Source organism: Dyadobacter sp. CY261, assembly GCF_021440085.1.
In the GTDB taxonomy this organism is placed as follows: Bacteria; Bacteroidota; Bacteroidia; order Cytophagales; family Spirosomataceae; genus Dyadobacter.
This window is the reverse complement of record NZ_JAKCPW010000012.1, coordinates 202,956-215,695: the sequence shown is the minus strand read 5'-3', so window position 1 is coordinate 215,695 and position 12,740 is coordinate 202,956. Positions and strand designations below refer to the sequence as shown.

At 47.2% G+C, this 12,740-nt stretch carries 14 protein-coding genes; 1 reads left to right on the top strand and 13 read right to left on the bottom strand.

What is annotated here, in order from left to right; translation table 11 throughout:
• Nucleotides 1-30: 30 nt before the first annotated feature.
• From LZD49_RS28575 to LZD49_RS28520, 13 genes are all read right to left on the bottom strand, one after another.
• On the bottom strand, nucleotides 31-633 hold the full coding sequence (locus LZD49_RS28575) for an HK97 family phage prohead protease (protein WP_234671304.1): 603 nt from the start codon (nucleotides 631-633) through the stop codon (nucleotides 31-33).
• A complete protein-coding gene (locus LZD49_RS28570; protein ID WP_234671303.1) occupies nucleotides 602-1,918 on the bottom strand; it encodes a phage portal protein in 1,317 nt (438 codons plus the stop codon). Before LZD49_RS28570 ends, LZD49_RS28575 begins: the two co-directional genes overlap by 32 nt.
• A gap of 252 nt (nucleotides 1,919-2,170) precedes the next feature.
• A complete protein-coding gene (locus LZD49_RS28565) occupies nucleotides 2,171-3,907 on the bottom strand; it encodes a terminase large subunit (protein WP_234671301.1) in 1,737 nt (578 codons plus the stop codon).
• The gene (locus tag LZD49_RS28560) at nucleotides 3,904-4,386 is read right to left on the bottom strand and encodes a phage terminase small subunit P27 family (protein ID WP_234671299.1); all 483 of its coding nucleotides are present in this window, start codon (nucleotides 4,384-4,386) and stop codon (nucleotides 3,904-3,906) included. Before LZD49_RS28560 ends, LZD49_RS28565 begins: the two co-directional genes overlap by 4 nt.
• A 450-nt stretch (nucleotides 4,387-4,836) precedes the next feature.
• The gene (locus LZD49_RS36155; RefSeq protein WP_409021357.1) at nucleotides 4,837-5,118 is read right to left on the bottom strand and encodes an HNH endonuclease signature motif containing protein; all 282 of its coding nucleotides are present in this window, start codon (nucleotides 5,116-5,118) and stop codon (nucleotides 4,837-4,839) included.
• Complete coding sequence (locus LZD49_RS28555) at nucleotides 5,109-5,264, bottom strand: hypothetical protein (protein WP_234671297.1); 156 nt, start codon at nucleotides 5,262-5,264, stop codon at nucleotides 5,109-5,111. The genes LZD49_RS36155 and LZD49_RS28555 overlap by 10 nt, the downstream gene beginning before the upstream one ends.
• A 553-nt stretch (nucleotides 5,265-5,817) precedes the next feature.
• Nucleotides 5,818-5,991 carry a hypothetical protein gene (locus LZD49_RS28550; protein ID WP_234671295.1) on the bottom strand — a complete coding sequence of 58 codons (174 nt, stop codon included), beginning with the start codon at nucleotides 5,989-5,991 and terminating at the stop codon, nucleotides 5,818-5,820.
• Between the two features lie 193 nt (nucleotides 5,992-6,184).
• Nucleotides 6,185-6,433 (bottom strand): hypothetical protein, encoded by a 249-nt coding sequence (locus LZD49_RS28545; protein WP_234671294.1) that lies wholly within the window; start codon nucleotides 6,431-6,433, stop codon nucleotides 6,185-6,187.
• Between the two features lie 197 nt (nucleotides 6,434-6,630).
• Entirely contained in the window at nucleotides 6,631-6,966 is a 336-nt protein-coding gene (locus LZD49_RS28540) for a hypothetical protein (protein ID WP_234671292.1), read from the bottom strand.
• A gap of 418 nt (nucleotides 6,967-7,384) precedes the next feature.
• On the bottom strand, nucleotides 7,385-7,585 hold the full coding sequence (locus LZD49_RS28535; protein ID WP_234671290.1) for a hypothetical protein: 201 nt from the start codon (nucleotides 7,583-7,585) through the stop codon (nucleotides 7,385-7,387).
• Between the two features lie 35 nt (nucleotides 7,586-7,620).
• The gene (locus LZD49_RS28530) at nucleotides 7,621-7,989 is read right to left on the bottom strand and encodes a hypothetical protein (RefSeq protein ID WP_234671288.1); all 369 of its coding nucleotides are present in this window, start codon (nucleotides 7,987-7,989) and stop codon (nucleotides 7,621-7,623) included.
• Between the two features lie 94 nt (nucleotides 7,990-8,083).
• Nucleotides 8,084-8,941 carry a phosphoadenosine phosphosulfate reductase family protein gene (locus LZD49_RS28525; protein ID WP_234671286.1) on the bottom strand — a complete coding sequence of 286 codons (858 nt, stop codon included), beginning with the start codon at nucleotides 8,939-8,941 and terminating at the stop codon, nucleotides 8,084-8,086.
• Nucleotides 8,942-8,952: 11 nt separating this feature from the next.
• Nucleotides 8,953-9,174, bottom strand: a complete 222-nt coding sequence (locus tag LZD49_RS28520; RefSeq protein ID WP_234671284.1) for a hypothetical protein — start codon at nucleotides 9,172-9,174, stop codon at nucleotides 8,953-8,955.
• Between the two features lie 422 nt (nucleotides 9,175-9,596).
• Between LZD49_RS28520 and LZD49_RS28515 the strand changes: the two genes are divergently transcribed.
• Nucleotides 9,597-12,740: a TonB-dependent receptor gene (locus tag LZD49_RS28515; RefSeq protein ID WP_234671282.1), complete on the top strand. Its 3,144-nt coding sequence runs from the start codon at nucleotides 9,597-9,599 to the stop codon at nucleotides 12,738-12,740.

Below are 12,740 nucleotides of genomic sequence, written 5' to 3'. Positions count from 1 at the left end.
TGGTTTTTATTTGTTGATGAAAATTCTTTATTATTTCAGCCTCAAAAGCCGCATTTTCATGTCTGCCAGCTGTCGGAGACTGCGGGTTACTGCTGCCTTGCGGGCCTGCTCAAACTGATCAAATGATCGTTTGGCTATATCGGTGGTCGTTTGCGGGTAGGCCGCCATTGTGACCGGACCCATCTCATAGATTGTATCAATGACGTGAACTCTTCGGAGCCAATATCCATCCGGCAACTCGATCCACTCACTACCATTATCGGCAACATCGAACCAAAAAGAACTACCTCTGATATCCCCTCGTTTAATCGGCTCCCCGACCAGTTCTCGGATAATTGTCGTGGTTGGGGCGATGTTATCGTACCGAATATGCGTCGGAGTGATATCGATTGACATAGTTCTATTTTCGAGATTCCCCAAAACGTAATTCAAATCATGGTTAAAGCAAGAAACGAGCAAGTCGGTATTCGCTGAATCAGCTGCACCACTGACAATCTCCTCGTAAAACCAACCTCCGAGAAGGTGTGATCTCTGTTCAAACACAACGCCGTTTCCAACGATGTGATCGATGCCATCTTCGCCCGTCACTGCACGGACTTCGCTATTGGCTTGCGGAATTATCCGTTTTTCCACTGATATTTTGCTTATTTTTTGACGTTATAAAGTATTCCAGCAGTTCCAGCGGCACCATCGCTCCTTGCACCATATTTCGGGCACCTAAACCGTCTGGGAGTGGGGGCATTTCTTGCAAAGCCCTGACTTCATCAATGCTATAAAGCCCAGAATTAACCATAGCGCGGACGAAATTGCTAAACTGCGTTGAATCACCTCGCAAGAGGCCATTGAAATTGAATTTGATGTAATACCCCGCCTTAATTTCATCAGTCCGGAAGCATTTATACCTAACCTCTTGCTCAAATTGAATCGCAATCGGCATGATCACTGTCCTTGTAAGCCCGATAAACATTTGCTCAACACCGGTCCCCCAAGACGTCTGCTTTTCAGTGTCGCCAATAAGCGAAAGCGGCACGCCAAACATTTTGGCAATATCTTTGTCCGACTTATTGAATATCTCAACCAACTGAGATTCAAGCGGAGTACGCGAAACCGGATGCCATTTGATGCCAGGCCCGAGAATTGCGAGACCTAAACCGCCATCTTTCCCACTTACCGACTCAATAACTCGCTTTTTGTATTCCTTTGCGGCATCCTCATCGTCAGCATCCAGTGGTGTTTCAAGAAATCCGCCAATGAACGTACCCTTTTCGTAGTAGTTTTCAGCGAACTTATGTGTCAATGCATCAAGCTTAATTACTGCCGCCTGCCAGTCAATAACGGATGTCCCTATACGACCATCAAAACTCAGGTCTTTTAAGTAAATTATATCATCTTCGGATAAAACCTCATTCGTTCCATTAATGGTGATTTGAAAGAAGTAAACCCCGGTGTTGGGATCTTCTATGAAATTCACACATTGAGTCGGGATCGGGAAAATCCCGATTGGCCTTCTATTATTGTCCCGAACAATCTTCGCAATTGCAGCACCATGTACCTTAAAATTGATAACCATGGTCGCAATCGCAATTATCGGGGCCATTTGCGGATTAGGCCGGACAGATAACAGATAATCTAGTTGGTGGTCAGGCCTTGGTTCACTACCGCCGCCAGCCAGATATTTAAAAACCCCTATCGGCGTCGATGACGTCAAGTTGACAATCAATCTCACACATCCAAAGAACGTAGAAATCCCCATCGCGGTACGACTGTTAGCCCGCGCATAAATTCGGTCGAAACCGAGTAGTCTTGCCAAGGCTGCGTCATCCTTCAAACTGGCAGATCCGCCAGATTGATTCCGCGATTCTGAGTCTGATGATCGCCCGACAATCCTGTTATACCAGTCTATCAGAAGATTTCCCAAAACGATATGATTTGATACAAATTAGAGTATAGAAAAATTAAAAAACGGTAAGGATTCCTTACTTTTTTACCATCGAACTATAAAATGAGTCTTTAAATGATTCAAATGAAGAAAACCTCGGTTTGAAACCTTGCTCTCGACACATCTCATCTATTTTTACAAATGCTTTTTTAGAAGAAAAACCTTGCTTTTTTAAGTTATAAAATAACTTGATGAAGCCTTCCCGAGTTAAAGTCAAGTCTTCATTTGAGACTACCATACAGCGATTTTTTTCTTCGATGTTAACATATGATGCCATTTAGCCATCATCCCCAGCGCCATAATGCTAGCCACGATGCCATCTATTTTGTCCTTTGATTTTGACTTTGTCGGCCGGATATTGCCGGCATGGTCTGCAACCACCACAACATTACCGAGCATCCAAGCGGTAACTGGGTTGCCGTCATGTTTAATTGCTTCCTTTATGGCCAACTCTTCGAGCAGCGCCGTGGGCGGCCCAAATGACTGGTGTCCTTGCTTGAAAGCCTGGACTTTATCATGATGATTCCATTTTATTTTACCATCATCACCTTTCTCTGGGGCATAAATGGTTCCCATCGCGTCTGATAAACGGTCCCTGAAAAGCTGGGCTCCGGCCGGGTCAAACCCTATAAAGTTAATCGTCCATTCATCGGCCGCCTCAAAAATGTCATCGAGAATGAATTCATAATCAGTTGTTTTGCCTTTCGTGGATATCAAATGACCATCACGTATCCAATCGTTATAGCTAATGCCGCCCCGCTCTGCATATTCCGCAGCTTCCGAGGCTACATAATGTTTGACTACCAAATAATTGAAAGCCGGGAAATACAACGCAAAAGATGATACGTCATTTGTTCGACCCAAATCTATCCCGCCATAACATACCGAGCCGCGAGGAGGCACAAACTTAGGATCAGCACCTTTCATCCATGTATCGTTCGGTATCCAAGTGGATTCCGCGGCAACCCATAGGTTTAAACGCTTGGTCTTAAAATCAACCTCCTTAGATCCGGACCGAAGCGCCATAGCGAATTCTTCCCGGAGTTTTTCAATTTTGGTCGTAACCCCAATTGTCGGGTTGGCTTTTACCCAATTGCGCTCATCCCTCCAATCATCGTCCTCATCGATGCCATAAATCAGACAGAACAGGTGATCCAGATCGTGCTTATTTTCAAGCATGTCGATGCAGATACCTCTATGCCTATAACATGGTCCTTGCAGGTTGTACCCGGCCGTGGTGATCACGAACTGCAAGGGCTGCTCGCGGGCGGATTGACCTGTCGATAAGGAATCTTTAACCTTGTCGGACTTATGCACGTGGTACTCATCAATGATCGTGCAGTGCCCGTTCTTGCCCTCGGTGTTGTCTGCATCGTGAGATACAGCCATCATTTTTGCGCGGGTACTAGCGACGGTGACCGTATTTTTAAGTATCGTCACCCTGCTTTTGAGCGCCCGGCTGTCTTTGATTTGGGCGACAGCCTCATCAAAACAAATGCCGGCCTGATCCCTGGTGTAAGCTCCGAAATAAACCTCTGGCCCAGCTTCCCTATCTGCAATCAGCATTAGGTTTGCTATTCCAGACGCAATTGTACTTTTCCCATTTTTCTTAGGAATTTCTATATATGCTTCGGTAAAACGGCGCTTATTATTGACAATCTTCTTCCATCCGAATATGGATGCAATCATGAATGCTTGCCAAGGCGCGAGCTGAAATCGGATTGACCCGTCAGGATTGATCTGTTCCTTCGGAACGTTCGCCTTCGTTACCCCTTTGGTGAGGACAAGAAAATCAAAGAACATGAGTGCTTTTTGAGCGGACTTGTCTGAAAAGTACCAGCCTTTTACTTCCGCATTTTCTAAATCACGGAAGTGGCGCTCAATAGCAAGCTTGATGTATTTATTGACAAGAATCTTTCCATCTCGAACATCCTCCGCGTATTGCAGGGCTGTTTCAAGTTTGTTCATCGGTCAAGATTCAGCATTGTGTCGAAAGGGTCCTCCTCGCCTTTCTTGCTTCCGTTAATTTTAGTTCGGGCTGAGGGTGTAAATCCGAACTGTGATGCTATCTCTCGTGCATTTTTTAGATATGTGTTTTTAATTGCATTCCAGGGCGACGGCATTGAATACGCAGATCCGTCATCGCGGGTAATGGTTAGCACTTCCCCGGTTTCCCGAAGCTTTCGAACCGCGTTGATGTAATTGGATATTTCAGAACAATAGGCAGCCAACAAAGCCAGGTCAACCCTGTGCAACATCTGCAAATCAATCAGTTCCTGACATACACTTTTCCATTCCTTTTTTGCATCCTTATCGAGGAATTTTGGAGGGGATGGAATATACTCCAAATTAGCTGGCATGATCTCGTTAATCACTGCCCTATCCTTCCGAAATGTGCCTTCCAGCTTTTTTAACGCGGTTGGCTTGTTTGGTCTCCCTGCCGGCATAAGTCGAAAAATTTGAAAAATCGTCGGGTACCCCCTCCCCTGAATTTTGACACGGTGTACGTCTGAGGGCGGCGGACGTTGTCAGTGGGTTCGGTTCAGACTTTTGACCCACCCCCCGTGTCGTACTACTACTACACCTTCAAAACGCTAGAAACGGCCTTTTTGATAAAAAATTGTACTTTCCCGTGTCGATGTGCGTCTCATTCCGTAATTGACACCCAAAAACATATGATTATTCCGATTGTCAGGTCTACTCACCAAGGTCAGCAAACGCGCGCCTCGATCCTTCCAGTGCAGCAGTCTCCATGTCAATAAGGCGGACAATCATATCATGCGCATCAGAACTACTAAGAGTATGGTTGTCCAGCTCCCGAACTAGATTGGCAACGACTAGCTCTCGCTTCTGTATCTCCGCAAATAGGCTGTTGCCCACTTCAAGCTGTTCTACTGTCATGATATTCGCTGTCGTTTCCTAGCTTCATCTGAGCTCTTTAAGATGTGGCACCGCTTACATAAGCTTTGCAGGTTCTTCGAATCCAGCGGTTCTCCACCTTGTTCCAATGGAATGATATGATCCACCTCAACCGCTTCTTTTAGAATTCCTTTCTTATCGCACTTCTGACAGTAAGGGAATCGCCGAAGCTGATCGGGCCGGATCCGATCGCGCCACACTCTACTATTCCGGATCTTGCGGACGTCGGCGGCCGATCGTTTACCGATACCTACTTCCATTTATAGATGTTGACAGTGAATAAGAGGAACCCAAACGCAAGCATATGGAAAGACCCTTTGCCAGGATACTCACCATAAGCCATTTGAACCCCTAAAAGGAAGCTGTCACCGAAATCAGTCAGTTCGAATTCAATCGTCACTTCCATTGCCGTTACGTAATTATTAACCTTGACTTGCTACCGACTCAATCCGGTTTACCTTGAAATACCCTTCAAGCGCACGACGGCCAGCCGGATCCCTAGTAGTGACGGCAGCGCTGACACATGTATTATCGTCCTGGTTTAATACTTCGACTTCAATGATGACCTTTTGGCCTGGTCTAAGCTTGTAAAGTGATAGAATGTCCGGGCTATCCATTGCTGTTTGTTTGATGATGAAGTGTTAATTGTGGCGCCGCAGGAAATACAAATCGGGGCAGAAGTCTGCCCCTCATTGCATCAACATTGATCACCATCGCAGAGAGAAGAGGCCCTGATCCCCATCCGTTTTACCGGACCACTCCGTTAGCAGTGGAGGCGCACCCGAGTGCGTTTTCTCTCTATTCCGTCTTTGCTTAGATGTGCCTCCTAATCTTACCATTCGACGACACACTCCAATATGAAAGCCTTCGAGTTGAAGAGGCGACCAACATATCTTATCTAAGCCCTTATCGGTGGGCGACAACCCGCCGTCATTTAGTCGAATACCTCACTTACTTCTTTAATGCTGTTGCGGCTCGATCACCTGTTTAATGGCGTGAGCTTCGAGAAATCCATTGTCGCCGACTCGAAACTCATAACGGTCATCATTTTTGGTGATGGCGAAAATCTCTTTCTCTGCGCCTTTGAGCTTACGACCAAGCGCTGCTTGTATTGCTTCCAATGTCTTTTCCATATGTCTTTTTTGTTGATGATTTCAAAGTTTTCCGGGATTGCGCAGCACGGCCCTCTTTGTCCATGTGTGCCGCAGGGTCAGGCTTTTGGCTTAGATTCCCGGATTCCCTGGCTTTTATGTCATTTTATAACTTTCTGATATTGAATACCCAAAATTGGTTATTCAATATCAGAATTGTCTAATTATCTGAGGTTCAGACAGAACTCAAATTTGAGCCACTTGATAGGCGTTCTGCATTTTTTTCCTTGTACCGCTCACAAGCCGCCTTAAAATCAGGAACAACATCATCGACCTTCACATCTTTGATCAATTCGTAAATTTCGGCATCCTTCCCTTCGGCAACCCGCACTGCTGTAATCCATAAAATTCCCGCAACAACAGCAAAAAGGTCTGGGTCGGTATCGCACTTCGCATTCAACTCTGCCGGCAAATCTTTTTTCATCCGGTCACGGATCAGGTCCAACGCGGCAGGCCTTGGATGGGGCTTATGCGACATGGATGCGAGTAAACCCCGAAGCTTCGGGCCGCTTACCTTCGTTGACCCAGTAATTACCATTTCCGGATTGAATGGGCCTTGATCCAGATTCGATCCCGCGGTAACGTCAGGATTATATACAAACCCACCTTTCGCAAAACTTCTCACTTTATCCATCCTTTTGCACTAAAAGACATCTTCACTTTCCCATCATCTTCGCTTTCTGATAACATCTCAATCGGGTCAAATTCAAACAGTGGGAGTGGCTTCGGCATCATTATTCCCGCACCCTCCGGTATCGCCGAATTTGCGATAAAGGTGATCTTGAACGGGCCATAGTTGATCCTCACATCCTCCAAAGAATCTCCCACCTGCGGGATTTGCAATTTCCTTGTGACGGGATGAATGGCAATGCTATGAGGCAGTTCGCCATCGTGATCTTCCACCCACTTTTTTAATGCTTCTGAGCAGCTTAATGACATTGATTCAAGGGTGTCCATGTTCGATTTAGTTAATAATGCTTGTACGCGGCATTTCCCCACATACTCACCGTTTTCTCTTTTGTGAGCGCGGCGGGTTTATTTACTCTAAACGCACTGTCATTAGTCCACATCACAGAAGTTTGGCCAGATTTGATCTGTCGAAACGTGACATATATTCTCCTTGAATTGTCGGCGTTATTCATGAAAACTGCTTCTAAACCATTGAACGAAACGAAAGTGGCATCAATCCAAAAATGACCTCCCCACCCTATCAATCGCTCCCAGTGACGAGCCGTTTTTATTCGAAAAACATCTCCTGGCTTAGCAATTGACGCATACGTATTAAATTGCTTTCTGGTCATTTCGATTTAGCTTTCTGATCCATAGTTCAACGTATCGCTCCCATCCTATACAGGCGATTAACTGCAACTCCCGGCTAAATAAAATAACTAGCGCCTTCGCTCTTTTCATGATCATCGATCACCTCCTTTATCCGGTCCGCATCAAAGTCCACAAACGAGTTTTCATTGATAGCACAAATGATTTCGCACTCAGCATTAAAAACAACTTGTTTGAATGGCGACTCGGCTGCATTCACGTACCGTACTATACCGTCGAATTTGAATGAATGCTTCATAAGGCGGCGAAGAGAAAATATCTGTTCAATTTCACCTAAGCAAATGGCGGCGCTGACGGGATCAATTTTTCCACCATTGAGTCAGCATATTTTTCAATAATCTGCCAAAAGAAAGCCTCCTTCTCGGCGTCTACCCCATACCAGCGCTCAATTGAATACAACAAATCTCGGATATCATCCACCTCCTTAGGGTTTTCATTCTGAGGAGCAACGCTTTCAAAACTTAGAGGAGCAATCGAGGGCAGCAGTGGCCCCGTTACGCAGTAATTCGCCGTATCTGTCGCTACCGGATTATTTCCGGTTGAGAGTTGATAATCAATCCAAGAAAGGAAGTTAATGTCGCCAGAGTTTTTCCACTCGTTAAATACCTTCCTTGCCGACTCGATTTCTTCTTTTGTTATCATGATGGTGTTGATGAAGTTTGCGCTGCGCGCCGAGTCGAACGGCTAGGTCCGCTCATCTGCCCAAAGGAGTGAGTACCCGCAGCTGAGATCTTATTTATTCACACAAAGAGTAAAATGATTTGCATGCAGATGTTTCAAAAAGTTTAGCCTGCCCTCGATCGCCTGTCACATAGTCGACCGCCTCCTTAACACTTGGGTAACTACCATTCTCGCACCGATAGGGAGGGATGTATTTGGGTGGAAAGAACGATCGACCAACATACATCTCCGCGTCTTGTAACTTTTCCAGAGTCTCAGGAAATGACTCGGCAATTTCTTTTAACTCGCCATGCGTGCACATAATACATGGGAAGCAACCGACACGCTTAAATCCAAGCTTATATAGAGGATTGGGCTGAAAACCCTTCGCATCGATAAATTCGAAGACATCCTTCGCAGTCCATTCGAAAATTGGGCGAATGATGTCGTGCGCATATTTCGAACAGAAATCCTTCACATCACTCTTACGATATGAATGAAACCGCGGCTTTCCATTTTTATCAAATTTGTAGGGCTCAAAATAATGCCGGAAAAAAGTGCACTGACTTTGCATCTTGGATCGCGCAGCACTTTCGTCTTTTCGAATGCCCTGAATCACCATGAAATTATCTTGTTGAGCAAGCAACCAGTCGATGAATGGCTTTACTTTAAGCTCTTCGGTGCAAAACCGAGCTTTTGTCGATGGGAATCGGTTTTTCCTCTTCGCCAGATCGACAAACGAACTTGTCCCCTTCAAAATAACCATCTTGATACCCAACTTGCCAATAACCTCTCGGATATGTTGGTAAGTGTATTCATGCTCCCATTGAGTATCGCAAAATACCGCTATGACGCCCTTTCCAAACTTCTCAACAGCCCAAAGAAGACATGCAAGAGAATCCTTACCTCCCGAAAACTGAACGACGACTTTCATATCGATTCGCCTTAGCAGGTAGCAGCCTTTACAGCCCACATTGCGGCACTCTCGATGTCTGTCTGGGCGAGCGAGATCAGCCGAGCCTTTTCGCCGGCAATGCCCGTTGTCCTCAACCCCTCGACGAGGTTTATTAACTCTGCTGCCTTTTGCTTGATTTGATCGACAGTGCCGTCGCTGGAAGGATTGAAGCTTGTCCGCACGCGGGACTCGCCAAGTGTCTTTTGGTCCATGAGGAAAGTTTGTTGATGATGAAAGTGACTACGAAGGAGAGGAAATGTTCGGGATGCTCAAAATTATTTGCAGCTTTTTTGAAAAAATTATTTTTCGGATAAAAAATTTACCCCATCCAATACCCCAAAAATCTCATCAATAAGCCAACTGTCACAATATCAGTATAGTAGGTCAAAATATTAACAAAACCTTGTTAATGCTTTGTTAACCATTTCTTAATTAGCCCCCGATTACTTTGACCCACGGTTTTGGCCGACCGTTTATCATCCATCCCATTCACAATTTAACTATCGCAAGATCCGCACCGGCCCGTGCGAGAATAGAAAACTATGCAGTAAGCCGAACTCCATGCAGCCCCGACGAGGGCAGCGAAATTCAAAGCAACAATTGATTTAAACGAACAGGAACTTAACCCTACGGTATGAACAAACAACTTCTATCAAAACCCATATGCAGGCACATTTTACCAACGGCGCTCTGGCGCGTGTGCATTGCATTGTGCGTAACGCTGCTCGTACAAGTCGCAGCATTTGCGCAAACGGCCGCGGACGAAACGCTCATCAGCGGCGAAGTAAAGGACGAGAAAAACAGCGCCATCCCCGGAGCAAGCATTGTATTGCAAGGCACCGCGAAAGGTACGACAACGGATGTCAATGGAAAATTTTCGCTTTCCGTGCCCAAATCAGGTTCGGTGATCATTGTGAGCTTTCTGGGCTACAAACGTCAGGAAATTGCGGTGGGCAACCGTACGAATTTCGATGTGAAACTGGACCCTAGCAGCGATGAGTTACAGGAAGTGGTCGTTGTCGGCTATGGTACGCAGCGTAAGCAAACGCTCACAGGCGCGATTTCGAACATTGTTTCCGAACAGATCAAGACTACCACCCACACCAGCCTCGCGCAAAGCCTGCAAGGAAAAGTGGCCGGTGTACAAATCCGTCAGAACTCCGGCGAACCCGGTTCGTTCAGCACGAATATTAATATACGCGGCTTTGGCGAGCCGTTGTATGTGGTGGATGGTGTGGCGCGCGACGGCGGTTATGAATTCCAGAAGATCAACCCCGACGACATTGAAAGCATTTCCGTGCTGAAAGATGCTTCGGCGGCGATCTTCGGTATCCGTGCCGGAAATGGTGTGGTGATCGTGACGACGAAAAAAGGAAAGCAGGGTAAGCCGCAATTCAGCTATAATATGGTGTATGGCCGCCAGAGCCCCACCGACGTTCCCAAAATGACCAGCGCATTACAATGGGCGGAAATGCGGAATGACGCGGCTAAGAACCTCGGCGAAAACCCGGTTTACACACCCGAAGAAATCGAGAAGTTCCGCAGCGGCGCACCGGGTTACCAAGGCACCGATTGGTATAAGGAGACTTTGAACAAGTCGGCCAGCCAACAACAGCATTTTATTTCCGCGTCGGGTGGTGAAGGGGTGGTCAGTTACTTTACCAGCTTCGGCTATCAGAAAGAAAACGGGCTGCTCAAAAGCGGTGATATGGGGTATCAGAAATACACTTTCCGTTCCAATGTAGGCATTGATTTAACCAAAAATCTGAAAGCGGACCTGATCCTTTCAGGGCTGTTTGATAAGCGTGAACAGCCGGGCGATAACTTTTTTAACATTTACAAAGGAACCCGCATTGCGCTGCCGACCGAGCGTCCTTACGCGAACGATAACCCGCGGTACCCCGCATTGCTGAGCGGCGGCTATAACCCGGTGGCATTGGCAAACAGGGAACTGACCGGCTACTCACAGGAGGTCAACAAGTTTTTCCAGTCAACATTTGCATTGACCTACACAATACCGTTTGTTCCCGGACTCCGCATTAAAGGCTTGGTAGCTTACGACAGCAATAACTATCGCGCGAAGTCGGTTTCGAAGGCTTACAACCTTTATACCTACGACGCGGCAACGGACAAATACACCGCCCATACGCAGCGGAACCCATCGCGGATCGGCAATAATTTTACCGACAACAACCGCATCACTTTCCAGGGACAGTTGCTTTACAACACCGTCATCGCCAAGAATCATAACCTCGGAGCGACGCTGGTTTACGAGCAGCAGGAATCGCACAACCGCTGGGCGGGGCTGGGCCGCGAGTATGCGTTTTTCACCAACGACCAGATCGACCAGGCCGGATTGAACAACCAGACGACGAGCGGCTCCGAGTCGGAATATGCGAGCCAATCGTATGTAGGCCGTTTGAATTATGATTTCAAAGAAAAGTACCTGCTTGAAGTGGCGGCACGCTACGACGGTTCATACCGTTACCATCCCGATCGCCGCTGGGGCTTGTTCCCGGTAGTATCAGCCGGTTGGCGGGTTTCCGAGGAAGCTTTCCTGAAACAGATTCCATTCATTTCAAACCTGAAACTGAGAGGTTCGTATGGTCTGGTAGGTGCCGATGCCGGAGCACCATTTCAATATGTACCGGGCTTCTCGCTCACTGGCGGCGGTGGATATGAGTTTACCAACGGCAATTACACCACCGGGGCTGCTTCCCCGGCCATCGTGAATGAAAAACTGACCTGGTTCAAATCGAACATCCAGGACATCGGGATCGACGTCGGATTGTGGGATAACAAAATCGACTTCACTTTCGACATCTACCAGCGCGACCGCAAAGGGTTGCTCGCACGCCGCAACGTATCGCTTCCGAACACCTTCGGCGGTACATTGCCCGAGGAAAACCTGAACAGCGACCGCGTACGCGGGATTGAGTTTTCGGCTGCTTACAATGGACAGATCCGCGATTTCAAATACGGCATTTCGGGTAACTTCAATTTTGCACGTACGCAGAACCGTTATGTAGAACGCGGCGAGTTTCTGAGCAGCATGGACAAATGGCGCGGCGGTGCGACCAACCGATGGAACGACGTCGTATGGGCTTACCAGCTCGAAGGCCAGTTTCAGAACAAGGACGAGATCGTTTACGCCCCGATCCAGAACGGAGACCTAGGCAACACCCGCGAATTGCCCGGCGATTTCAGATACAAGGATGTGGACGGCAATGGTATTATCGACGGTAACGATGCTATTCCATTGTTCTTCGGAGGCGATCCTAAAATGTACTATGGTGTAACATTGAATGCATCCTGGAAAGGTTTCGATTTTACTGCATTGTTCCAGGGCTCGGGCAAGTACAGCGTGCGCTTCCGCGAGGTGTATGCCGAAGTGTTCGCATTCCGCGGCAATACGCCGGAGTATTTCTATGACAGATGGCAGCAGTCCGAAGACGGTCAATGGATTCCCGGCACCTGGCCCGCTTCCCGTTTCAACTATAATGTAGGCGCGATGTACGCCGAGAGCGGTGCATGGCGGAAGGACGCTTCCTATCTGCGTTTCAAAAGTGCACAGCTCGGCTACACTTTCAATCTGGGCTGGCTTAAAAAGATCGGTATCAGCGATGTTCGCGTGTATGGCAATGCGCACAACATTTTCACCTGGGCCGATTCGTTCGTGAAACCGTTCGATCCGGAAAAAGTGGAAGGCTTGTTCGGTGCGGGGCTTACCTACCCTGTTACGCGGAGCTACAACTTCGGGATCAATGTCAAATTTTAA